At 30.9% G+C, this 24721-nt stretch carries 26 protein-coding genes; 6 read left to right on the top strand and 20 right to left on the bottom strand.

Going from position 1 to position 24721, the window contains the following annotated elements:
- Positions 1–13: 13 nt before the first annotated feature.
- The 13 genes from atpG to ACNG5D_RS00215 all read right to left on the bottom strand — a co-directional run bounded on the left by atpG (position 14) and on the right by ACNG5D_RS00215 (position 11444).
- Positions 14–874 carry an ATP synthase F1 subunit gamma gene (gene atpG, locus ACNG5D_RS00275; RefSeq protein WP_418181490.1) on the bottom strand — a complete coding sequence of 287 codons (861 nt, stop codon included), beginning with the start codon at positions 872–874 and terminating at the stop codon, positions 14–16.
- A 78-nt stretch (positions 875–952) separates the two neighbouring features.
- Entirely contained in the window at positions 953–2533 is a 1581-nt protein-coding gene (gene atpA, locus ACNG5D_RS00270; protein WP_418181489.1) for a F0F1 ATP synthase subunit alpha, read from the bottom strand.
- 29 nt (positions 2534–2562) lie between these two features.
- Positions 2563–3099 carry an ATP synthase F1 subunit delta gene (gene atpH / locus ACNG5D_RS00265; protein WP_418181488.1) on the bottom strand — a complete coding sequence of 179 codons (537 nt, stop codon included), beginning with the start codon at positions 3097–3099 and terminating at the stop codon, positions 2563–2565.
- 6 nt (positions 3100–3105) lie between these two features.
- Complete coding sequence (locus tag ACNG5D_RS00260; protein ID WP_418181487.1) at positions 3106–3606, bottom strand: F0F1 ATP synthase subunit B; 501 nt, start codon at positions 3604–3606, stop codon at positions 3106–3108.
- Positions 3607–3704: 98 nt separating this feature from the next.
- Positions 3705–3893: an ATP synthase F0 subunit C gene (gene atpE / locus ACNG5D_RS00255; protein WP_004569351.1), complete on the bottom strand. Its 189-nt coding sequence runs from the start codon at positions 3891–3893 to the stop codon at positions 3705–3707.
- A 41-nt stretch (positions 3894–3934) separates the two neighbouring features.
- A complete protein-coding gene (atpB, locus tag ACNG5D_RS00250; protein WP_418181486.1) occupies positions 3935–5041 on the bottom strand; it encodes a F0F1 ATP synthase subunit A in 1107 nt (368 codons plus the stop codon).
- Positions 5042–5158: 117 nt separating this feature from the next.
- Positions 5159–5530, bottom strand: coding sequence for a DUF6168 family protein (locus ACNG5D_RS00245; protein ID WP_418181485.1), 372 nt, complete (start codon positions 5528–5530; stop codon positions 5159–5161).
- On the bottom strand, positions 5530–5763 hold the full coding sequence (locus tag ACNG5D_RS00240; RefSeq protein WP_418181484.1) for an AtpZ/AtpI family protein: 234 nt from the start codon (positions 5761–5763) through the stop codon (positions 5530–5532). Before ACNG5D_RS00240 ends, ACNG5D_RS00245 begins: the two co-directional genes overlap by 1 nt.
- A complete protein-coding gene (locus tag ACNG5D_RS00235; RefSeq protein WP_418181483.1) occupies positions 5729–6142 on the bottom strand; it encodes a bactofilin family protein in 414 nt (137 codons plus the stop codon). The genes ACNG5D_RS00240 and ACNG5D_RS00235 overlap by 35 nt, the downstream gene beginning before the upstream one ends.
- An 18-nt stretch (positions 6143–6160) precedes the next feature.
- The gene (gene porW, locus ACNG5D_RS00230) at positions 6161–8719 is read right to left on the bottom strand and encodes a type IX secretion system periplasmic lipoprotein PorW/SprE (protein WP_418181482.1); all 2559 of its coding nucleotides are present in this window, start codon (positions 8717–8719) and stop codon (positions 6161–6163) included.
- Positions 8720–8837: 118 nt separating this feature from the next.
- Positions 8838–9533: an ABC transporter ATP-binding protein gene (locus tag ACNG5D_RS00225; protein WP_418181481.1), complete on the bottom strand. Its 696-nt coding sequence runs from the start codon at positions 9531–9533 to the stop codon at positions 8838–8840.
- A 12-nt stretch (positions 9534–9545) separates the two neighbouring features.
- Entirely contained in the window at positions 9546–11024 is a 1479-nt protein-coding gene (locus ACNG5D_RS00220; protein ID WP_418181480.1) for a DUF5687 family protein, read from the bottom strand.
- Between the two features lie 75 nt (positions 11025–11099).
- Positions 11100–11444: a PadR family transcriptional regulator gene (locus ACNG5D_RS00215; RefSeq protein WP_418181479.1), complete on the bottom strand. Its 345-nt coding sequence runs from the start codon at positions 11442–11444 to the stop codon at positions 11100–11102.
- A 116-nt stretch (positions 11445–11560) separates the two neighbouring features.
- On the opposite strand from ACNG5D_RS00215, the gene ACNG5D_RS00210 reads away from it, so the two are divergent.
- Complete coding sequence (locus ACNG5D_RS00210) at positions 11561–12619, top strand: 2Fe-2S iron-sulfur cluster-binding protein (protein ID WP_418181478.1); 1059 nt, start codon at positions 11561–11563, stop codon at positions 12617–12619.
- A gap of 29 nt (positions 12620–12648) precedes the next feature.
- On the opposite strand, the gene ACNG5D_RS00205 is transcribed toward ACNG5D_RS00210, so the two are convergent.
- The gene (locus ACNG5D_RS00205) at positions 12649–13665 is read right to left on the bottom strand and encodes a glycosyltransferase family 9 protein (protein WP_418181477.1); all 1017 of its coding nucleotides are present in this window, start codon (positions 13663–13665) and stop codon (positions 12649–12651) included.
- Between the two features lie 46 nt (positions 13666–13711).
- A complete protein-coding gene (locus ACNG5D_RS00200; protein ID WP_418181476.1) occupies positions 13712–14317 on the bottom strand; it encodes a DUF4254 domain-containing protein in 606 nt (201 codons plus the stop codon).
- A gap of 136 nt (positions 14318–14453) precedes the next feature.
- On the opposite strand from ACNG5D_RS00200, the gene upp reads away from it, so the two are divergent.
- A complete protein-coding gene (upp, locus tag ACNG5D_RS00195) occupies positions 14454–15113 on the top strand; it encodes a uracil phosphoribosyltransferase (RefSeq protein ID WP_418181475.1) in 660 nt (219 codons plus the stop codon).
- On the opposite strand, the gene ACNG5D_RS00190 is transcribed toward upp, so the two are convergent.
- A complete protein-coding gene (locus ACNG5D_RS00190) occupies positions 15102–16025 on the bottom strand; it encodes a DUF6427 family protein (RefSeq protein WP_418181474.1) in 924 nt (307 codons plus the stop codon). The two genes, upp and ACNG5D_RS00190, sit on opposite strands and share 12 nt — an antisense overlap.
- 72 nt (positions 16026–16097) lie before the next feature.
- On the opposite strand from ACNG5D_RS00190, the gene ACNG5D_RS00185 reads away from it, so the two are divergent.
- The gene (locus tag ACNG5D_RS00185; protein WP_418181473.1) at positions 16098–16325 is read left to right on the top strand and encodes a DUF6341 family protein; all 228 of its coding nucleotides are present in this window, start codon (positions 16098–16100) and stop codon (positions 16323–16325) included.
- On the opposite strand, the gene purD is transcribed toward ACNG5D_RS00185, so the two are convergent.
- Positions 16320–17591 (bottom strand): phosphoribosylamine--glycine ligase, encoded by a 1272-nt coding sequence (gene purD, locus ACNG5D_RS00180; RefSeq protein WP_418181472.1) that lies wholly within the window; start codon positions 17589–17591, stop codon positions 16320–16322. The two genes, ACNG5D_RS00185 and purD, sit on opposite strands and share 6 nt — an antisense overlap.
- A 71-nt stretch (positions 17592–17662) precedes the next feature.
- Here purD and ACNG5D_RS00175 point away from each other — a divergent pair, with 71 nt between their 5' ends.
- From ACNG5D_RS00175 to ACNG5D_RS00165, 3 genes are read left to right on the top strand one after another with little or no spacing between them, the layout of a single operon-like run.
- Positions 17663–18985 (top strand): phenylacetate--CoA ligase family protein, encoded by a 1323-nt coding sequence (locus ACNG5D_RS00175; RefSeq protein WP_418181471.1) that lies wholly within the window; start codon positions 17663–17665, stop codon positions 18983–18985.
- On the top strand, positions 18986–20071 hold the full coding sequence (wecB, locus tag ACNG5D_RS00170; RefSeq protein WP_418181470.1) for a non-hydrolyzing UDP-N-acetylglucosamine 2-epimerase: 1086 nt from the start codon (positions 18986–18988) through the stop codon (positions 20069–20071).
- An 8-nt stretch (positions 20072–20079) separates the two neighbouring features.
- The gene (locus ACNG5D_RS00165; RefSeq protein ID WP_418181469.1) at positions 20080–21243 is read left to right on the top strand and encodes a glycosyltransferase family 4 protein; all 1164 of its coding nucleotides are present in this window, start codon (positions 20080–20082) and stop codon (positions 21241–21243) included.
- Here ACNG5D_RS00165 and ACNG5D_RS00160 read toward each other — a convergent pair.
- From ACNG5D_RS00160 to ACNG5D_RS00150, 3 genes are read right to left on the bottom strand one after another with little or no spacing between them, the layout of a single operon-like run.
- On the bottom strand, positions 21240–22592 hold the full coding sequence (locus tag ACNG5D_RS00160) for an undecaprenyl-phosphate glucose phosphotransferase (RefSeq protein WP_418181468.1): 1353 nt from the start codon (positions 22590–22592) through the stop codon (positions 21240–21242). The two genes, ACNG5D_RS00165 and ACNG5D_RS00160, sit on opposite strands and share 4 nt — an antisense overlap.
- Entirely contained in the window at positions 22593–23582 is a 990-nt protein-coding gene (locus ACNG5D_RS00155; RefSeq protein WP_418181467.1) for a UDP-glucuronic acid decarboxylase family protein, read from the bottom strand.
- 9 nt (positions 23583–23591) lie between these two features.
- Positions 23592–24713: a glycosyltransferase gene (locus ACNG5D_RS00150; RefSeq protein WP_418181466.1), complete on the bottom strand. Its 1122-nt coding sequence runs from the start codon at positions 24711–24713 to the stop codon at positions 23592–23594.
- Between the last annotated feature and the right edge of the window lie 8 nt (positions 24714–24721).

Genomic DNA, 24721 nt, shown 5'->3' with positions numbered 1-24721 from the left:
TTCAGTATAAAAATTAATTATTTAAAGCTTCAGCTCCACCAACTATTTCAAGAATTTCGTTAGTAATAGCAGCTTGACGTGCTTTGTTATATGTTAATTTAAGTTGATCTCTTAATTCTGTGGCGTTATCTGTTGCTTTATGCATTGCTGTCATACGTGCACCATGTTCTGAAGCAAAAGAGTCTCTAATACCTTTATATAATTGCGTTTTTAAAGATTTAGGTATTAATTCTTCAACAATTTCTAATTTTGATGGCTCAAAAATATAATCGGCATTGGTATTAGCATTACTTTTTACAGGAACAATTGGTAAAAACTGTTCGGCCATAACAATTTGAGTTGCTGCGTTTTTAAATTTGTTATAAACTATAACTATTTTATCAAACTCGCCGGCAATAAACTTATCCATTAAAATTTGAGCAATTTTGGCAACATTATCAAACGTTAAATCATCGTAAATTTCGCTTTTATTAGCAATTACATTGTTTGTCTTTTTAAAAGCATCGTTTGCTTTTTTACCAATAGCTAAATAAGAAACTTCTTGGTTTGCATAAGTTTCAGAAGTTAATTTATTAACTTCTTTAATAATGTTTGAGTTAAATGCACCTGCCAAACCTCTGTTAGAAGTAATTGGCACCAAAAGTACTTTTTTTAATTCGCGTTGTTCAGAATATGCACTTCCAGAATCTGCATCTAAAGTTGCGCTTAAGCTTTGTAAAAGCTCAGTTAACTTATCAGCATAAGGACGCATAGCTGTAATAGCATCTTGTGCCTTCTTTAACTTTGCAGCCGATACCATTTTCATGGCGCTTGTAATCTGCATTGTTGAAGATACTGATGATATTCTGTTACGTATTTCTTTTAAATTTGCCATAAGACTAGTTATGAGTTATGAGTTTAAAAGTTATGAGTAAGGAAACTGTAGATTCATAACTTTTAAACTTTGAACTTTTTAAGCTTTATACTTCGCTGATAAATCTTTTGCTACAGCTGTTAATGTATCTGTAACTTCATCAGTTAATTTTCCTGATTTTAAAGTATCTAAAGCACCTCTGTGCTTAGCATTTAAGAATTCTATAAAATCTCTTTCGAATTCTTTTACTTTATTTACTGGAACGTCTTTTAATAAATTTTTAGATCCTGCATAAATAATTGCAACTTGATCTTCAACTGTAAACGGATCGTTTTGAGCTTGTTTTAAAATCTCAACGTTACGTTTACCTTTTTCAATTACATTTAAAGTAACAGCATCTAAATCTGATCCAAACTTAGCGAAAGCTTCTAACTCACGGAATTGTGCTTGGTCTAATTTTAATGTACCCGATACTTTTTTCATGGATTTAATCTGTGCGTTACCACCAACACGAGATACAGAAATACCTACGTTAATTGCTGGACGTACACCAGAGTTAAATAAATCTCCATCTAAGAAAATTTGTCCGTCTGTAATAGAAATTACGTTTGTTGGAATATATGCTGAAACGTCTCCTGCTTGTGTTTCAATAATTGGTAAAGCTGTTAAAGAACCTCCACCTTTCACTAATGGTTTTAATGAGTCTGGTAAGTCGTTCATATCTTTAGCAATATCATCGTCATTAATAACTTTTGCAGAACGCTCTAATAATCTTGAGTGTAAGTAGAAAACGTCACCTGGATACGCTTCACGTCCTGGTGGACGACGTAATAATAAAGATACCTCACGGTAAGCAACGGCTTGCTTAGATAAATCGTCATAAATAATTAATGCTGGACGACCAGTATCTCTAAAATACTCACCAATTGCAGCACCCGCCATTGGCGCGTATACTTGCATAGGTGCAGGGTCTGATGCATTTGCAGCTACAATTGTTGTATAAGCTAATGCGCCTCTTTCTTCTAGTACTTTAGCAATGTTTGCTACGGTAGATGCTTTTTGACCTACAGCAACATATATACAATATACAGGCTCGCCTGCATCGTAAAATTCTTTTTGATTTAAAATGGTATCAATACAAACTGTTGTTTTACCAGTTTGACGATCGCCAATAACCAACTCACGTTGTCCACGACCTACAGGAATCATAGCATCAATAGATTTGATACCTGTTTGTAATGGCTCTGTTACAGGCTCACGAAAAACAACACCTGGTGCTTTACGTTCTAGAGGCATTTCGTAAGTATCTCCAGTTATAGGACCTTTACCATCAATTGGGTTTCCTAATGTATCTACAACACGACCAACAATACCTTCACCAACTTTAATAGAAGCAATACGAGATGTACGTTTTACAGTTGATCCTTCTTTTACTCCAGATGAACCACCTAATAATACAATACCAACGTTATCTTCTTCAAGGTTAAGTACGATACCTTCTAAACCACCTTCGAATTCTACTAACTCACCATATTGAGCGTTAGACAATCCGTAAGCACGTACAATACCATCACCTACAGTTAATACAGTTCCTACTTCATCTAATGAAGCGCTTGCTTCAAAACCTGAAAGTTGTTTTTTTAAGATTGCTGATATTTCAGCTGGATTTACTTCTGCCATCTTATTATTTATTTAGATCGATAAAGATCTTAGTTTAATGTAAATTCTTGTTTTAATTTGTTTAACTGATTTGCAACACTTGCGTTATACTGCACATCACCTATTCGTAAAATGAAACCTCCTAAAATGCTTTCATCTACAATGTTTTCTACTTCAACATCTTTCCCTGTAAGTGCTTTAGCTTTTGCTAAAACTTTCTTCTTTAAATCTGCTGTTAGCTTTACTGCTGTAGTTACTGTTGCTATTTGAATACCTTTAGACTTGTCGAATAATTGATTGTATTTTAAAGCTACATGTTGTAAAATATCAATTCTATTATTAGCGTTTAATGTATCTATTAAGCTTACAGTATTTTTATTAGCGTTACTAAACACCTCTAATAATACAGCTTTTTTGTTTGAAGAAGATATAACAGGGCTTTGAAGCGCATCACTCAATTCTTTATTATCTGCAATGGCATTAGCTATTAACTTCATATCATTATTCACAGCATCGGCTGCTTTTTGCTCTGAAGCTAAACTTAATAATGCTTTTGCGTAACGTATTGCTGCTCTTGCTCCCGCCATTATAATTTAGTTTAATGATTTTTCAGCTAACATTGCATCAACCAATTCTAATTGCTTGTCTTTGTTAGATAGTTCTGTACGCACTACTTTTTCTGCTATTTCTACTGATAAGTTAGCTACTTGCGATTTTAAATCGGCTATTGCTGCTTTCTTTTCAGACTCTATACTTGCCTGAGCTTGAGCGATAAGCTTAGAAGCACTTTCGTTAGCTTCTGTTTTAGCATCCTCAATCATTTTGTTTTTCATGTCGCGTGCTTCTTTAAGCATCGTTTCACGTTCTGCTCTAGCTTCTTTTAATAACCTTTGGTTATCTGCTTGAAGATTTTGCATTTCTAATTTTGCTTTTTCAGCAGATTTTAAAGCATCTTCAATTCCACCTTCTCTTTCATCAAGAGCATTAAGAATTGGTTTCCAAGCAAATTTTCTCATTAATAAAATAATTATTAATAAGATAATCGCCTGCATTACGAATAAACCTACCGAAAAATCATTTAATAAAGTTTCCATACTATATAGATTACTTAACTTTTTTTGTTTAATTTTTTAAAACAGTTTCTGCAACCAACCGTTGCAGAATACTGTTTTATTTGTTTTTTAGGAAATTCTTATTTCCCTAAGATTAATGCACCGAATGCTAAACCTTCTAATAAGGCACCAATGATGATCATCGCAGTTTGAATTTTTCCAGCTGCTTCTGGTTGTCTAGCAATACCTTCCATTGCTTTTCCACCAATTTGACCTAATCCGATTCCTCCTCCGATTACGATTAATCCTGCTCCAATTAAATTGTACATAATAATTGTTTTTAAATATATATTAATTAAACAAATTCTTGTTAGTGATGCTCATGTTCTTCAACAGCCATCCCTATAAATAACGATGATAACATCGTGAAAATAAACGCTTGTAAAAAGGCTACCAATATTTCGATAACCGATATAAATAATGCTAACACTAAAGACATACCTGTCGAACCAATTGGTCCAAAGTCTTTTTTTAGTGTAATCATTAATGCTATTAAACTCATTACAACAAAGTGTCCAGCTGTCATGTTTGCAAATAAACGTACTAATAAAGAAAATGGTTTAATAAGTACAAAACCAATTAACTCTATTACTGCTAGTATAGGCCTTAAAACTACTGGTACTCCTGGCATCCATAATGTATGTGCCCAAAAATCTTTACTACCACTAAATAAGTAAATCACCGCTGTAAATAACGCTAAACATACTGTTACTGCTATTTGCCCTGTTACATTAAATCCAAGAGGCGTTAAGCCTAACAAGTTTAATATCCAGATAAAGAAAAACACAGTTAACAGAAAACCCATAAATCTTCTGTATTTTTTTTCGCCAATGTTTGGCTTTGCAATATCGTCTCTTACATAAATTACTAATGGCTCTAACACACGACCAAAACCTGTTGGTATTGGCCCTTTTTTATAACCTTTAGCTAATCTTACAAAACCTAAAAACATTAACAATCCAGCAAGTAACATTCCGAAAACACTTTTTGTAATAGAGAAGTCTAATACTTTGTGTGCGTTGGTAGCATGATGATGATCATCAAAAACAACTGATTCTGCGCCACTTTCTAATTCGTATATTTTACTATGGATTTTTGTTAACTTAACACCACCTTTTTCTACTATAACATGACCTGCATCATCGTGATGAAACGCAGAAGACATAAAGGTCTTTAACCCTTCGCTTGTCCAAACAATAACAGGAAGCGGAAAACTCACGTGTGTACCCGTAGCATTATTAGTAAACAGATGAAAGTCGTGTGAATCTTTTAAGTGATGAGAGATATACTCTTTAATTTCATCAGGAGTATCTATAGTATTGCCTTGAGGGTTTTTATCGCCCGACGCAAAAACATTAAAAGAAACTAAGAATAGTACTAGTAATTTTATAAACTTGATAGATTTTTTTGCCACCATTATGTCTTTACTAAATAATGAAAATTTATGCTCTGTAAAATTTGTGCAAATGTACACAATAATTCAGAATTGCAAACTCTTTTTTATATTAGTTTTTATTCGTTAAAAAACTACTAACTATTTATTGTTTAATAGTTTCCCTACAACAATCGCTTCGGCAATTAAAAATAAAAATAAAGGCACTATTAAATTTATGCGTTCTATCTTGGTTAACAAGGCTTCTTGAAACACACTTTTTTGAAAAATTAACACAAAAGCACCTAGTTTTAAGCACATCATCATGAGGTATGCATATCCAGCTTGATTTGGTAATTTACTAAAAACCACCTCTACTGTAGCGTAAACTAAAACGGCACTTACTGCAAAAAAGATATATATATTTAGCAAAGAAAACGGCAAATTTGTTTCTAAAATAGCTGCATGAATACCATAACCAAAACCAAACAGTAGCAAAAATAAAACGACTACTAAAACTATTCTTTTTATCATTAAAGGTCTTTATTGGTTATTTTTATAACTTGTTTTATTACCGAGTAAATAGCAACAAACACAGCTATAAGCGATATTATTTTATAATATAGTTGATTTTCGTTATCTAGCTTTACATCCAGCCATTCTCCTAATTTACTACCTAAATATATGGTTAATCCCATTTGTATTGCAATAGAAGAGAACCTTATATATGGGTTAAACTGCTTTTTGCTTTTTTGCTTGCGCGACATTAGCGTTGTTTGTTTTTGTATCGGTTTTCATTACACAGGTTACATTAAATGTTGCTCCTGGCTCTACCGCTAATTTTTCGGCTACTACTTCGCCTTCAATATGCGCCGAGGCTTTTAATGTTAATGTTCCTACTAAAGTTAATTTACCAGAAAAATTACCTTCAAAATAAGCATCTGTACCATTTAAAGTTCCTTTTATTGAACCCGATTTACCTACAACTACTTTACCTGAGGTTTTAATATTTCCTTCTATAACACCATCGATTCTTAAATCGCCTTGACTACTAAAATCGCCAACTAATTTGGTGCCCTTTGCTATAATGTTTTGACTTGTAGAGCCTTCTGCCATTTGTTTTTCTTTTTTACTTTCAGAGAACATAATAAATTTGTGTTAAGTTTAATTATTATCAATATTCAAATAGGCATCCAAATTTTTATGTATTTGAATGATTTGATAATTTGTAGATGACACTACAAAATAAGGGGCTTTTATTTTATTTTGATCTTCTTCAGTTAACAACTGATTGAATGTTTTTGCTACTTGTGCTGTTTTTAACCCATGAACTACTACAAATTTTGTACTTGGGTTATAAACATCTACTGATGCATTTAACTTATAATATTTAACATTTTCTAAAACCTCATCTAAGGTTTCTTTAAAACTAGAAACAGCTTCTGGCTGCGGGTTGTTAAATTGAAATATAACTTTATAGTTATTAGGTATACTATCTATTTCTTCAACAAAATCTTTACTTGCTAATTTTGGTAAAATATTAGTTTCAATGTTTTGGGCTTGTTTGCCTTCTGGTGTGTTGGCATAAGTTATGGCTAAATAATTTATGGCCTTTTTGTAAGCTTTGTAACCATATAAACGTCCTGTTGCTGTTGCTTTTAACAATTCGAATTTGGGCACTATAGATTCGCCATCAAATGTTTTTATATAGTCTTCGCTTTTTGAAATTACTTGAGTGTAATCTTGATTTTCATGTTGTACATACAAGGTTTCGTATAAACTTTCAGGGCTATTTTCATCGCGTTCGGTAACCAATTCTGGGTTTTTCAAAATGGTTGTATACCTTGATTCTGGGTATTGAGCTATTATGTTATTTTTAGCTATGGTAGCTTCATCATTTTCTCCTAAAAGCTCATATATTTTATATAAATTGTATTTTGAAGGTAAAATTAATCTTTCTTCTGGATTACTTTCTAATAGGTTTTGAAATTTGTTTTTAGCTAATTCGTACTCTTTAAATTTTTCTTTATAAATTAAGCCTAATTGGTAATAAGCATAGTTCCTGTCTTTAGATATACTATCTATTTCTTTTTTTGAAGAAGGTATTTTTGATATATAAAATTGTGGGTCGAAACGCTCTTCATCTGATGCTAAATTGGCAATACTATTTGCGTTGTTATTTCCTGAATTTGCAGAAACGCCTTTGCTTGACCACCTCCAGTTATCTTCTAACGGCCTATTGCCCCAAAATTTAGTAAATTCGTTTTTACCATAAGCAACTGTAGTTGGGTTATAAAAATAAAAGGTATTTACATCTTCTTGATTTCCTATTCTGTTTGGTTGCGCTCCAATTTTATTATTTACCGTAGCCAAACCAGTATTACGATTGGCTGCTTCTTGCTTTGCTTTCTCTGCTTCGGCTTTTTCTTTTAAGGCATTAACAAAAGACTCGAAATAAGCCAACTTATCTGCTTCTGGCATGTTTACCAGATTTAAAATACTATCGTTTACTTTGGCTATAGCTTCGTAATAAATAACATCTTTTAAGTTATCACGCTTACGTTTTATTATACGATATGGTTTTGAGTTTAATTTTAAATTACTCATTGTACTATCATAATACATTCCTGCATTTGCATATACTGAAGCATCAAAATTCATATCGCCTAAAGTTTCGTGATTTTTGGCTTTAAGTAATTTGTCTCGACTATCTGTACGTAAAGATTTATTAAAATATGCCGTAGCTAATGAATCTGAATTATTTTTTAAATGGTATGATGCTATTTGATGGTATATTTTATCTAAATAAGGACGATTTTCTCTGTTTTCTTCAAGTTCTGTAAGTAATTCTGTAAGTGCAAGTTTATCTCCATTTTTAAAATCGAAGTTTTTTACTTTTTCTAAATACGCAGAAATCATATAGATTCTTGGCGTTTTTCTATTGAGTTTTATAACTTTATCAAAAGCCATATTAGCACTATCTTTATAGCCTAATTGGTTATATAATTGTCCTTGAATAAAACGGTAACGCCCGCGCTCGTCGTTATTTTTAGTGGCTTTTGATGCAATTTCCAACTGCGTTATTGCCGTGTCAATAATTTTAGTGTTTAAATATGCTTGCGCCAAAATAGATGTGGCATCGGCTAAATCTTGACCTTCTAAGTCTTCTTGTTTTAATAGTCGCTTTAGGTTTTCTATAGCCAATTCGTTATTATCTAACCTAATATTTGCTTTTTCGCGCCATACTTTAGCTTGGTTAATTTTATCGCTAGCCGGGTATTTATACAAAATATAGTTTAAAGCTTCTAATGCTGGTACAAAACGTTGATCGAAGTACCTGGCTTTTCCTAATAGCAAATACGCTTCATCCATTTGTGGATTTTTCTCTTTACCATCAATGTTTATACTATGTTTTTGAATGGCTTTTGCGGCTTTTTCTTCTGCTCTCGAAAAATTTTCATTCTTTGATTGACCAGGAAGCACAATATCTTCAAAAATTTGCATTCGTTCTATTGGTAATACTTCCCAATAATTATCAAAATAAGCATCGTTAAGGGCTTTTTTACCTTGTTCTAAGGCATTATAACCATTGTAAAGCGCATTATACTCGGCGGTAATAGCATGAAAATTTCTATTAATAAACTTATCTTTTTTTCTAGAACAACTCAATGCTAGAAAAGTTAAAGAAATAACTAATAATATGGCTTTAGTAGGTGTTTTCAATGCTGGTAATTTTAGTCTATATAATAACTTTAAACTGCTTTAGTTATTATATATAGTGGTAAAAATAAGCATCTTTTTGTATTTACCTATAAAATGCAACGACTTTTAAACAAAAGGATTAGTTTGCAAAGTGTGCTTCTAACTCTTTTAAAGTTTCTGGACTGGTTGTTAAATCTTTAACCACTTGACCTTTTTCTAAAACTACAATACGCTCGCAAACATCGGTAACATGTAATAAATCGTGACTGGAAATTAGTACGGTAACACCTTGTTTTTCTGCCAATTCCTTAATAATATTTTTAAGCCTAATTTGTGTTGTAGGGTCTAAATTGGCAAAAGGTTCATCTAAAATAATAACTTCCGGATTACCAATAAGTGCAGCTACAATACCTACCTTCTTTTGATTACCTTTACTTAAATCGCGCAAATATTTTTTTTGACCTAGAATTTCGCCATGAAAAAAATCTTCAAATTTTGAAACAATCGCGTCGACATCGGCTTTATTTTGCCCTCTAAGTTCTCCAATAAAATAAAAATACTCTTCAGGAGTTAAGTAACCTATTAAAAAACTTTCGTCTATAAATGCCGATGTAAAAGGCTTCCATGCTTCGCTTTTATTTACCTGTACATCGTTACTCTGTATAAATCCTGTTGTGGGTTGTATTAAATCTAACAGCAAACTAAAATATGTTGTTTTTCCTGCTCCATTATTCCCTACTAAACCAAAGCTTTGCCCTGTTGGAATCTCTAAAGACTCTATGCTTAAAACCTGATTTCCGCTGTATGTTTTTGATAAATTAGAAGTTGTTATCATGATTTTGTTTTATTAATTATTTTGATTGAATGCATCAATCATTTTATATTTTGAGTCTAGATACTTTTTAGTAATTATTTTCATTAATTTTTGATGAAAAACTACACCAATAACTCCTAAAAGTATTAAAATTAAACATGCTATTTCAAATCCTATTAAAAAGTAAAACAAAGCAAATAACCCCATAGGTAAAAGTAATAACGGAATGCCTATTAGCCATTGTACGGCTCCTGTACCTTGATAATTAAATGCTGCCTTTTGGTTTAAATCTATTTGTTTTCTGTTAAAAGATCCTCCTAATAAAATTACATGCGTGTTTACACCAACATTATATATGGCAGCTGCAAAATGAGCTAATAAAATTTTCCATCCAAAAAACACATAAGGAATTCCTAAAACAAATAAAACAAATACACTTATAGCCATTAGAGTAAATTTAGACTTTAAATATTGTTCGTACTTTAAATTTTGGCTCATAAGCAACTTGTAATAACCACTATCCCAGGCCGGTATAAATTGTCCAAAATTAATTAAAAATATACCTGTTGAAAACACACCTATAAAAACAAAAAACCACTCTAAATCTTGATACATAGGTTGAGGGTAAAAAAACAAACCATAAAGCAAACCAATACCTACCATCCAAACTGAAGATTTGGTGCGTTTATTTCGCCAAATTAGTTTTAAATCTAACCTTAAAAATGGAGCTATATCTCCAAAGTTTTGTGTCCATTCCAAATTAGAGGCGTGTACTTCTTTAATTTTTGCTTTTAAACCACTATCCAAAAACAACTTTTGTTTTAGTAATTTAAAATTAAATAGATAACAAAAAACAAGGATTAATACAGGAACAACAATTAAAAAAGGGTGTTTATAAATGGCATTAAAACCATTGCCTAAAAATGTATTAAAAGAAATAATATTAAAATGGTTTAAGGCATATAAACCACCTGACATTAATATTATTGGCAAAAAAGACAATTCGGTTTTAGATGAAAGATTATCAATAATAAAATTTAAAAAATTTACAATAAGAACAACCAAAACAATGGCCAACATCCATATTAAAACATTAACTAAAGGGTAATTTTCAACTATTAAAGTAACCCCAAACGGAATAACTGCAAATAGGGGCAAAAAATTAAAAAAGGAAATTGCAGATTTACCTAAAACATAGTTAACAATTTTGCTTCGTTTAACAGGAAGTATTAGTAATGGCTTAACACTCATTACTGGTAGTTTTTGAAAGAAAAAGCGCAACACCAAATCGCCTAAAACCCAATAAAAAAGAAAACTATTTACAACTAACAAGGGATCTTTATCTGGATAAACTTTTAAAAGCCCAGGATATAAAGCAACACCCATTAAAAAAAACATAGCAATAAAATAAAGGCTTAAAAAACCCATAAAGATTTTTACACCCAAACTTTTTCCAAAACTAGCGGACCTAAAAAAAGACTTCCATTCTAAACTTAAAAAACGTTTTATCATTCTAGTGATTTTTAGTTTCTTAATAGTAAGTGTTACGAATCTTTTAATTGTTACAATTTTAATTAAAAATATCTTTTAATTTTTATCGTCACGAAATTTTGGATTTACTAAAGCTCGCATATTTTTAATATAACTTTCTAAGGCCGCAAGTTTGGCTACTGTTTCTTTTGTGCCCGCTTCTGTTAATTTGTAGTACTTACGTGTTCTATTGCCAACCTTAACAGTTTCTGCATATAATAAGCCTTGGGTTTCCAACTTATGTAATGCTGGATATAAAGCACCTTCTGTTAACTGAAGTTCGTTTTTTGTAATCTGTTTAACCCTTTTTGTAATCTCATAACCATACATTTTATCATGCTCGTTTAAGAGTTTCAAAATAATGGTTGTAATACTGCCTTTATAAAGATTTGTGTTTTTCATTATACGTTCAAATATATACATAAAATTTATATGCATTAATTTCTTATGTATATATTTTTATAGAAAAAATGCACTATTCTTTATTGGCTTCACTATTTTTGTTAAAAATTATACATATGTCATCATTTCATAAACTATCAGTAAAAAACATTAAAAGAGAAACAGAAAAAGCGATAAGTATTACTTTTAATGTCCCTGAAAACCTTAAAGAAAGTTTTGTGTTTAAAGCTGGGCAATACATTACTTTAAAAACTGAAATTAATGGCAATGAAGTACGTCGTGATTACTCGCTTTGCGTATCACCAAAAAGTGGTGAATTAAAAGTTGCTGTAAAAGAAGTAAAAGATGGTACATTTTCTGCTTATGCTAATAACATTCTTAAAGTTGGAGATACTATTGAAGTTGCTCCACCAAAAGGCAGATTTACTTTTGAGCCAAACGACTCTAAAACAAAGAACATTGCTCTTTTTGCTGCAGGTAGCGGAATTACCCCCATATTAAGTATTGTTAAATGTGCTTTAGAAGAAGAAGTTTACAGTAAAGTAATACTGGTTTACGGGAACAAAACAACTAAAGACACCATGTTTTTAAACGAGCTTTTAGAGCTTCAGCACGAGTATAAAGATCGTTTTTCTATACAATTTGTATTTAGCCAACAAGACGAGGATGATGCTATTTTTGGTAGAATTGAAAAAAGTACTGTTAATTATGTAATAAAAAACAAGCACAAACATGTTGTTGTTGATGCTTTTTATCTTTGTGGCCCTGAAGCCATGATTCATACTGTAAAAGATGTTTTAACAGAACACAATATAGAGGAAAACCTAATTCATTTTGAGTTATTTAAAGCAGCAAAACCAGCTGAAGTTAAAGATGCCGCTATTACTGCTTCTGGAAACACAAAAATAACTGTAACGGTTGATGATGAAACCACTACTTTTGAAATGTCTAAAAAACAAACCATTCTTGAGGCTGCTTTAGATGAAGATTTAGATGCACCATACTCTTGCCAAGGAGGTATTTGCAGTAGTTGTTTGGCTAGAATAACAGAAGGCGAAGCTACCATGAGACAAAACAACATACTAACCGAAAGTGAAGTTGCCGAAGGTTTAATTTTAACCTGCCAAGCACACCCAACAACACCTAGTATTGCTATTGATTTTGATGATGTATAAAAACTAAACTTTTATTCTGGGTTTAATATTTAAATAACTGCTTTAATTTTAGCAACTATTGTTTCTGGTTTAATATTTGAAGCCGCTTCTTTATAAGTTTCTGGGTATTTATTACCGTAAACCGAGGTTGGTATTTTTGGAAAAACCGTTCTGTCTGGTAGTAACGCATAATCTTCTGGTTGATTAAAAGGCGAAAAACCAGCATACGGATGTGTAACACCCCAAACCGTAATTACTTTTACACCTAACATGGCTGCAATATGGGCATTGCCCGAATCCATGGCTAGCATAACATCTAGGTTTGAAATAACGTCCATTTCTTCATTTAAAGATAGCTTTCCAGCTAAACTAACAGTATTAGAAAAACTGTTTTGGTAATGGCTTAGAATTTCAGACTCATTTTTGCCTCCTCCAAATAAAATAATATTGTGTTCTTTAGATAGGTTTTCTATAACAATTTTCATTAAATGCAACGGGTACATTTTACCTTCATGAGCAGCAAAAGGCGCAATTCCAATATTTTTTTTTGATGCGTTTTCTATTAACTTTTTAAGCTTAGTGCTTAACACCGCTTTTTGGGGAAACACAGGATTTAATAAATTAACCGGATAACCTAAACTCTTAAAAACATCGGCATATCTTTGGTGTGTTGTTTTAAGTTGTTTAAAGGCTTTACCTTTAATTAATAAACGTTTCTCTTTCCTTCCTTTATCAACAGAAATAAAACGTTTACAGTTAATAAACTTTTTAAGTATTTTGCTTCTTAATACATGGTGTAAATCTGCAACAACGTAAAACTTTTTTTTATTTAATGCTCTTGCCAACTTATAAAGCCCATATACACCTTTATGCTCTGCTTTTAAATCTGCTGTAAACACATCAACACCTTCTAAATCTCTAAAAAAAGGCCGAAAAAAAGCTCTTGTTAGTACCGTTATTTTTAATTCAGGATGCTGCCTAGTAAGCGCTCTTAATACTGGAACTGCCATAGCTACGTCTCCCATTGCAGAGAGACGTATAACTAAAATGTGTTTGCGTTCTGGCATTTATATTATAAAATTAAATACAACCTTTAATTTAAGGCATGTATTTTTATTTCTGAGAACGAAGTACTGGGTTTAACTCATCATCATTATACATTTTCATTTGTTTATAAACTTTCATGTATTTATCTCCATTTTCAATATCAGACAAAAGTGTATCAATAGCTGTTGATAAATCTACACGCTGTTCTAATAAAACATCTAATTTTTTCTGGCAAGCAGCTTTATGTTCTGCAGTAGCATCGTTACGCGTAGCTTCCTCATTCATATGATATACTTTTAAAGCTAATATAGACAGTCTGTCTACACCCCATGCCGGACTTTCGGTATTTATGGTAGCATTGGCTTTTACTGTAGTATTTTTATATTTTTCTAAAAAATAACTATCAATGTACTCCACCATATCTGTTCTATCTTGGTTTGAAGCATCAATTTGTCGTTTTAATTTTAGTGCTGCTACAGGATCTATTTGGGGGTCGCGAATTATATCTTCATAATGCCATTGTACTGTATCAATCCAACATTTTCTATATAATAAATGCTCTAACAACTCGCTTTCTGGGTAAGCATTTTCAAAAGGTTGATCTACGGTATTAATAATATGATATTTTTCAATTACGTCTTGAAAAATTTTATTGGCTTTATCTGTAAACATATATATGAGTTTTAAAATCGCAAAATTACGGAAATTATATAAGAATATTTAACCTTCTCATGTTTTCAAAATTATTGATTATTAATTTTTAATTGGGTTTCATTAACTTTACTTTATATTTTTTACAATAACGACTATGAATATTCATAATTTATCACTTAAAAACTCTGTACTAAATAACTTTCTTTCAGAAATTAGACATGTTGATATTCAAAAAGATAGTATGCGATTTAGAAGAAATATTGAACGTATTGGAGAGGTTTTATGTTATGAAATGAGTAAAACTTTACAATATGATACTGAAACTATAAAAACACCTTTAGGCGAATGTGTTATTAGTTTACCAAAAAACGACATCGTATTATGTTCTATTTTAAGAGCAGGTGTTCCTTTACACAATGGTTTACTTAATTATTTTGATAATGCCGAAAATGCTTTTATATCGGCTTATAGACACCACAAACACAACCCTGAAAGTTTTGAGATTGTTGTAGAATATTTAGCATGCCCTAATTTAGAGGGTAAAACACTTATTTTGGCAGATCCTATGTTAGCAACAGGACAATCTATGCTTGCTACTTTTGAAGCTTTAAAACCATTTGGCACACCTAAAGAAGTACATTTAATAAGTGTTATTGGTGCGCAAGCTGGTGTTACTTTTATCGAAAAAAATTTTAATAATAACACGCATTTATGGATCGCTGCTGTTGATGAAAAATTAAATGATAAAGGCTACATTATTCCTGGATTAGGAGATGCTGGAGATTTGGCTTATGGTAAAAAGTTACAGCATTAACAATATAAATGGCACTAAAACTAATACAGCTAAAAATATTTCTTTAAACCATTTTTCTTGAATAATCTCTATATAATTTGCAATAATAATAGCCAATGGTGCAAATAAAAACAAAAACTCACTTCCGCTTTTATTAGGCGCTTGAACAACAACTAAAAAACCAATTATTACGGCTATAATTATAGTTTTAAAAGACACCCTAAGAGCCTTCTTTTTCTTTTTAATATTTTTTAAATAAAACATAGAGGACCAAATACCAAAAGATAATAAAACGGTAATAGCAATTAAATACTGTATGGTATTATAATTACTAAAATCGTAACTAACACCTGAATACCAATTAAAAACGCCAAAATAACTATTAAACAAAATAACAGAAACTGCGGTTGATAATAAAAAAACGGTAGCAAACCCTAAAAAAGGGATTATCCAATGTCTAATATTATGATCGGTATATAAGACTAACGATAAAACAATTAATGCAAAAAACAAAATAGACCAGAAATAAAATAATGTAGCTATAGCAATCCAGAATGCTGCATCGAAAAGCTTTTTTTTAATATTTTTTTGAGACCTTAAGCTTATAATTCTTCTTAACCCTAATAAAACAAAAAAATTAGACAATAATATGTTTGTATTACTAATGGACTGCGTAATGAACAACAAAAAAAGACTAAATAATAAGATTTCGTAATTACTATTGTTTGTTAAACTATTTTTATTTACAATAAAACTTAGTAGTAAAATGGAGCCTAAAACAATTAAAAAAAGTATTATTTGTTTTAAAATAAAATCTAGAGTTAGCTCGTTATTTAACCCGTTTGTTTTAGATATTATAAACGCCAAAAGCGCAATAAAAAAAACAAATGCAAAATATAATGGTCTAGATTTATTAAAAAAGCTTGTTATCATTAACTGTTTTTGTATTTTTGCTACGTAAATATACTAACTAAAAATAGTTGGTTACTAATAAACAAACACAAAATGAAAGATTTCTTTTACGCTATACAAGATTTATTTGTTAATGTTCTTTTTGCACCTATGGATACATTAAGAGCATTAGAGCTTGAAAATTGGTTTGGTGCAAACACCATTTCTTGGATTTTTACACTTATTTGCTTTGTAGCTGTAGTTTACTGGATGATACAACTTAAAGGTTTTAATGATAATAACGAGGAAGATAAAAGCATATCTTCGCACTCGTTTTTATAAATCGAATCCAATATCTTTACGATAATACATCTTATCAAAATGTAGTTTTTCTATATTTTGGTAAGATTTTTTTATGGCTTCTTGATACGTGTTTCCGTAAGATGTTATAGCCATTACTCGGCCACCTGTGGTTACAATTTTCCCGTCTATTAATTGCGCTCCTGCATGAAAAGGGATAGAGTCTTTTATAGTTTCTACTCCAGTAATTTGCTTGCCTTTCTCATAAGCTTCAGGATATCCTCCAGAAACTGTCATTATTGTTGTAGCAGCACGTTCATCAATCTCAATATTTATTTTATCTAGGGTTCCATTAGCCATGGCTTGCAGAATGTCTACAAAATCGTTTTTAAGTCTTGGTAAAACAACTTCGGTTTCTGGGTCTCCCATTCTTACATTATATTCAATAACTTTTGGGTCGTCACCAACTTTAATAAGTCCAATAAACACAAACCCAACGTATGGTAAGTTATCTTTTTTAAAGCCGTTTATTGTTGGTTTTACAATGCGCTCTTCAATTTTAGTAAGAAATTCGTTGGTTGCAAATGGTACTGGAGAAACGGCTCCCATACCACCAGTATTTAATCCTGTATCGCCTTCGCCTATACGTTTATAATCTTTAGCGGTTGGTAAAATTTTATAGTGCTGCCCATCGGTTAATACAAAACAGCTTAATTCTATACCGTCTAAAAACTCTTCAATAACAACTTTTGTACTAGCTTCACCAAACTTAGCATCAACAAGCATACTTTTTAATTCGGCTTTAGCCTCATTTAAATCATTTAAAATAACAACACCTTTTCCTGCTGCTAAGCCATCGGCTTTTAAAACATAAGGCGCTTTTAGTGTTTCTAAAAAAGCATACCCTTTTTCTACAGTATCTTTTGTAAAACTTTCGTACGCTGCAGTTGGTATGTTATGGCGATATAAAAACTCTTTTGCAAATTCTTTACTGCCCTCTAACTCGGCTGCCCTTTTTTCTGGCCCAATAACAGATACATGTTTAATAGCATCATCATTTAAAAAATAATCATGTATGCCTTGTACTAAAGGGTCTTCTGGACCAACAACAACTAAATCTATACTATTGGCTAAAACTAACGTTTTAATAGCAGGGAAATCTGTAACTCCTATATTTACATTTGTTGCTATTTCTGCTGTTCCAGAATTTCCTGGAGCTACAAATAGTTTTTTACATTTTGAACTTTGAGCAATTTTCCATGCAAATGTGTGTTCTCTTCCGCCAGAACCAAGTATTAAAATATTCATGTTGTGTTTTGTTTGCTGCAAAAATAATTGCTTTTGCGCTTAAAAAATAATTAGTTTTGAAAAAATATTCTATGAGTTTTTATAATACCATACTTAAGCACCTTATATTGCCTGCGGGTAATAGGTTTTTTGGTGGTATTTATTTAAAGTATTTAAAATCCTGGATGGTTTTGGATACAAAATCAGAGTCTGAACTTGAAAATATACAAAAACAAAGACTCAAAGAAATACTTACTTATGCTAAAACTTATGTGCCTTACTACAAAAATATAAACGCAAACACTTTATCTGATTTTCCTATACTTACAAAATCTATTTTAAGAGATTTTAAAACCGAATTAATTTCTTCAGAATTTAATATTAACTTATTAGATAAACACCATAGTAGTGGTAGCTCAGGCACGCAGTCGTTTACCTATATGACAAAAAAACACACGTTTTACTTACGTGCCTTACAGACACATTGGTGGCAATGGAGCGATTATAGTATAGGAGATAATTTATTGCAGTTTGGCATTTCTCAAAAACGTTCTTTTTTAAAAAAACTAAAAGATATTTTTTTTCGTTGTACATATATTAAAGCTTTTGGCTTATCTGAAAACGATTTAAAAAACACGCTAAAAAAGGTATCTAAAAAAAAGCGATTATTTATAGCTGGTTATCCTTCGGTAATAAACCAGTTGGCAAAAGCGAGTATAAATTCTGGGCTTAAACCCAATGTGATTGGTGTTATTTGCTTTGGAGATAAATTGTTTGACACCTACAAAACAACCATTAAACAAGCGTTTGGAAATAACATTAATTTAGTTGACACCTATGGCTGTGCTGAAGGTTTACTTATGGCCTGTAAAATAGATTTAGATTTTTATTACATCATGTCTCCTCATGTGTATATAGAAATTGTTGACAACCACGGAAAACCTCTTAAAAATGGAGAAATGGGACATGTTTTGGTAACTTGTTTAACAAATAAAGCCATGCCTTTAATACGCTATAAGCTTGGCGATTTAGCAATTAAACTACCTAAAGAAAAATACCCAAATAAGCGATTGTTAAACTACCCCTTATTACAAAAAGTTATAGGAAGAGAAACCGATATAATAAAAACCACAAAAGGAATTACGCTAAACATACATAGTTTTACGGGTATTTTAGAATATTACCAAGCCATTAAACAATATAAAATTATTCAAAACAATTTAGAAAGCATTACAATTGTTTATATTGTTGATTCAAAACATGAGTTTAATAAAATTATATTAAATGAAATAAAAACAAAACTTAATATTTTAACAAACCATTGTTTAAATATTATTTTCAAAGAAGTAAATGAAATTTCACCTACAAAATCTGGAAAACCTCAAATTATAGAGTCAAACTTGAAATTATCTTAAATGAATATAACTATAGTTGCCGGAGCAAGACCTAACTTTATGAAAATTGCACCTATTATTGATGCTATTTTAAAAAAGAAAAAAGAAGGTATTAATATTAATTACAGACTCGTACATACTGGGCAACACTACGATAAAAATTTAAGTGGTACTTTTTTTGAAGAACTTAATATACCGTTACCTCACAGTAATTTAGAAGTAAAAAGCGGCACACAAGCCCAGCAAACTGCTGCTATTATGATTGGTTTTGAAAAAGAACTACAGCAAAACCCCTGCGATTTAGTAATAGTAGTTGGCGATGTAACCTCAACAATGGCATGTACCATAGTAGCAAAAAAAGCACATATTAAAGTGGCACATGTTGAAGCTGGAATACGATCTGGGGACATGAAAATGCCCGAAGAAATTAATAGGATTGTAACCGATAGTTTAACCGATTATTTTTTTACAACTTCAAATTATGCAAACAAGAATTTAATTGAATTAGGAGTGCCTAAAGCCAAAATATTTTTTGTTGGCAATGTTATGATTGATACTTTATTAAAAAATGAAAGCAAATTTAAAAAGCCACTAATTTGGCAAGATTTAAAGCTATCTAAAAAAAAGTATCTGGTTATGACGCTTCATAGACCAAGTAATGTAGACCAAGAAAAACAATTAAAACAATTAATTTCTCAAATTGCTACATTAAGCAAAAACTTCCCTATTATTTTTCCAGTTCACCCTAGAACCCAAAAGCTTTTAAGTGGTTTAAATTTAAATTTTAAACACTTACACTATGTAAACCCATTAGGATATTTAGAATTTAATTTTTTAGTAAAACACGCTATGGCAGTTATTACAGATTCTGGTGGAATTACAGAAGAAACTACAGTCATGAACATACCATGCATTACATTACGAGATAATACAGAACGCCCAGAAACCTGCAAAATTGGCACTAATATGTTGGTTGGAAATAATCCTGAAAAAATTAAAAATGCTTTTAACATTTTACTTTCTGGCAAATGGAAACAAGGCAATACGCCTAAATTATGGGATGGAAATACAGCAAAACGAATTGTTCATCATTTAACATCTATTTGAAGTTAAAAATGAAAGATATTTTAATAATTACTAATTACTTTCCGCCAGAAACAGGAGCAGCATCAAACCGTATTTTTCATTTAGCTCAAGGATTACAGAAACATAATTTAAATGTTTCGGTATTAACACCTTTACCAAACTACCCAAAAGGAAAAGTTTTTAAAGCTTATAAAGGCCTATTTAAACATCAATCAAAAAAAAATGGTGTAACCATTCATAGGCTATGGATTTTTGCCAGCAACTCTAAAAATAAACTGTTACGTTTAATCGCTATGCTATCTTATAGTTTTAGTTTAATTTGGTTTTTTATTTGGAATAAAGTACCTAAAACAGTTATTATACAATCGCCACCTTTGCTTGTTGCCTTTACATCTGTACTTTTTCTTCGTTCAAAAGACAGAAAACTCATCTTAAATATTAGCGATTTATGGCCTCTTGCCGCATTAGAATTAGGCGCTTTTAAAAAGAATTTAAGCTACAAATTACTAGAAAAAATAGAGCGTTTTAATTATAATAATTCTAATTTAATTTTAGGTCAAAGTGAAGAAATATTAAACCACGTAAACTCTATTTTCCCTAAAAAAACATCATTTTTATATAGAAATTTTCCTGATTTTAAAGCACCTTTACCTAATCATGAAATACAAGGCGATAGGAAATTAAAAATAGTTTATGCTGGTTTATTAGGTGTTGCCCAAGGTATACATAAACTATGTCTTAATTTAGATTATACAAACATTCAACTACATATTTATGGTGCAGGAGCAGAACAAATTGCTATTAAAAACCTAATTAAAGATAAACCAGATTTAGATATTGTTTATCATGGTGAAGTATCTAGACAAAAATTACACCAGGTAATTGCTAAGTACGATGTAACAATAATTCCATTACTAAATAGAATTTATGGCTCTGTACCTTCTAAAATATTTGAATATGCTCGTTTAGGTATACCTATGATATATTTTGGTGGTGGAGAAGGCGAAACTGTAATAAGTAAATATAACTTAGGCTGGATTGCAAAAGCTGGAAATTATAAAGAATTAAACTATGTCATTTCTAAGCTAGATATTACGCATTTAACAACACAAAACAGAGTTACTATACAAAAAACAGCGCAAAAGCATTTTGATTTTAATAATCAGCTACTACAACTCATTAAACATATTTAATACGCTTTCTCTTCGCCTTTTATAGCGTTTATAAGTGTTTGTGCCATAATTTTAAGATCGAACAAAATAGACCAGTTCTCGATGTAAAAAATATCATATTTTACTCGGTTTATTATATCCTTATCGGTTTCAATCTCTCCTCTAAAACCACTTATTTGGGCTAAACCTGTTATTCCTGGTTTTACAAAATGACGCACCATAAATTTATCTATTCTTTGGGCATACATATTAGTATGGCTTACCATATGCGGTCTTGGCCCTACTACAGACATATCGCCAAACAAGACATTAAAAAACTGAGGCAACTCATCTATACTTGTTTTTCTAATAAAAGCCCCCATTTTAGTAACTCTTAAATCGCCTTTAGTAGCTTGATGTAAGTGTGCATTCTTATTTGGGGTCATCGACCTAAACTTATAGCAATCAAACTCTTGATAATTAAATCCATTTCTAGATTGCTTAAAAAATACTGGCCCTTTAGATTCTAATTTAATAAGTATTGCTAAAATTGGAGTTAACCAAGACAGTACAAAAACAATAATGAATAGCGAAAATAATATATCAAATAATCTTTTAACAAACTTATTTACAGATTCCTGAAGCGGAATAGCCCTTAAAGACAAAATGGGAATATAATTGTAATATTCGTATTTGAGTTTCTTTGAAAAAATCTCTTTATTATCTGGAATAAACTTCAACTCTCTCAGATTATTATCGGCAAAATCTATTAGTTTATTTATTTGTTTATTATTTAATTCTGAAACAGAAAAATAAATTTCATCTATATTGTTTTCAATAACATAATCGAAACATTTTTCTAGAGAAAAACCATCATCTTTTACGCTAAATTTTTTGTCAAATTGGTAACCAAAATCCAATCTTGTATTAAACGTTTTTATTAGTTGTCTGGCCTTATCATTATTTCCTATAACTATTACTCGCCTAATATTACCTCGTAAAACTGTTCTGTATTTTTTTAATAAAAAGGTTGTTAAAAATTTAAAAATTGTAATTAATACAAAAACAGCTATTAAATATTTACCAAGAGCTAACCTACTAATAGTGGGCTGTTTAAAAAACCCTATAAAAGCATATAAAGCTATTGTAAAGAATATTATTTGTCTAATTATTAATGGTGCAATTTGTATTAATCTTGTGTGTCTATGTACTTCGTAAAAACGGTTTTTAACACCAATTAATATCCAAGAAATAGAGATATATGAGCAAAAAACATAAATATTTTTTAAATTTATTTCAAAATAAAACACAGTCATATTTATTATGACTAAATCTATAAAACTAAATATAGGCTTTATTAAACTTGAATATCTTCCTTTTTTATAATCCACTTATTTCTTTATATGTGTTTTAAAATCTTTATGATTACTTTTATATAACTCGTCTTGAGATAAAGACTTAAAATAATTATAAGTTATTTTCATGCCTTCTTCTCTACTCATTTTTGGCTCCCAATTTAGTATTTTTTTTGCTAATGTTATATCGGGTTGTCTTTGTAAAGGATCGTCTTGAGGTAATTCTTTATAAACTACCTTTTGTTCTGTTCCTGTTAGTTTTATTATTTCTTCAGCAAATTCTTTAATTGTTATTTCATTAGGGTTGCCAATATTAACGGGATTAGAATAATCGCTTAATAGCAACCTATAAATGCCTTCAATTTGGTCGTCAACATAACAAAAAGATCGGGTTTGAGAGCCGTCTCCAAAAACTGTTAAATCTTCCCCTCTTAATGCTTGCCCCATAAAAGCAGGGATAACTCTACCATCATTAAGTCTCATTCTAGGACCATAGGTATTAAATATACGTACTATGCGCGTTTCTATTCCATGAAACCTATGGTATGCCATAGTAATAGATTCTTGAAAACGTTTTGCTTCATCATATACACCACGCGGGCCAATAGCATTTACATTCCCATAATAGTCTTCATCTTGTGGGTGCACCAAAGGGTCGCCATACACTTCGGATGTTGATGCAATTAGCATTCTAGCCTTTTTGGCTTTTGCTAAGCCTAAAAGATTATGGGTTCCTAAGGCTCCAACTTTAAGTGTTTGTATTGGTATTTTTAAATAATCTATAGGGCTTGCTGGAGATGCAAAGTGTAAAATATAATCTAAATTACCTCTTAATTCTATATAGTTAGTTACATCGTGCGCTACAAATTCAAAATTTTCTAAGCCTAATAAATGTTCTATATTTTTTTTATCGCCAGTAATAAAATTATCCATGGCTACAACATGATAGTCTTCTTTTATAAATCTGTCGCATAAATGTGAGCCTAAAAACCCTGCCGCACCTGTAATTAATACTTTTTTTCTCATGTTTTTAAGTTATTTAGAACTGTTTTTCCAATTTCTATACAACTCTTCTACAGTATTTTTGAATTCGTTTTCAAATCTTTCTTTGCTAAATTTTTCGGCATTTTTTCTCACTAATACAGGATTAAAATTAGTATTGTCCATTTTATTAACAGCTTTGATAATGGCTTCTACATCTTGTTTGTAAAAAAAGCTTCCGCTTATTCCTTCTTCTACGGTTTCTAAAACACCGCCTTTACCATAAGCTAAAACAGGTGTGCCGCAAGCTTGAGCTTCGACAGGAACAATTCCAAAATCTTCTTCTGCTGCAAAAATAAAGGTCTTAGCTTTTTGTAAATAACTAACCATTTCTGAAAAACTAACATGCCCTAGTAAATTTATATTACTTGTTGCTTTAGTCTTAATATTTTTCATTTCTGGGCCATCACCTATTACCACTAAGGTTTTATTTGGCATCTTAGAGAATGCCTCGACAATTAATGAAACTTTTTTATATGGAACTAATCTAGATGCTGTTACGTAATAATCTTCTTTTTCCTCTACTAATGAAAAATTATATAAATCTACTGGCGGATAAATAACTTTGGCGTCGCGTCTGTATACTTTTTTTATTCGTTTTGCTATGTAGTTTGAATTTGCTATTATATGGTCTACTCTATTAGTGTTTATAACATCCCAAACTCTTATCTTACTAAGTACCTTTTTTGCATACCACCCTTTTACCCCTTTTAGTTTAGAATCTTTTAAATATTGATGGTATAAATCCCATGCGTATCGCATAGGAGAATGAATGTAAGAGATATGCAATTGGTTTGAATTTGTTATTACCCCTTTTCCTATGGATGCAGATGATGATATTATTAAATCGTAATTTGATAAATCAAATTGTTCTATGGCTAGGGGGAATAATTGTAAAAACTTTCTGTGATTTGTTCTTGCAGTTGGTAATTTTTGAATAAAAGATGTATTTACTGTTTTATTTTTACCTGTAAAAATTTCGTCCCTATCGTTTTCGTCTAAAAAATCAATTAATGCGAAATGATCAAAATCATCCCAAATATTATTGAAAGAATGAATTACTTTTTCTGCACCACCATTTACGTAATACCAATCATGTATTAAAGCTTTTTTCATTAATTAAA

It is taken from the genome of Algibacter ulvanivorans (assembly GCF_048381495.1).
Lineage (GTDB): Bacteria > Bacteroidota > Bacteroidia > Flavobacteriales > Flavobacteriaceae > Algibacter_B > Algibacter_B ulvanivorans.
Note: the sequence above shows the minus strand (reverse complement) of the source record. Positions and strands in the feature narration are given on the sequence as shown.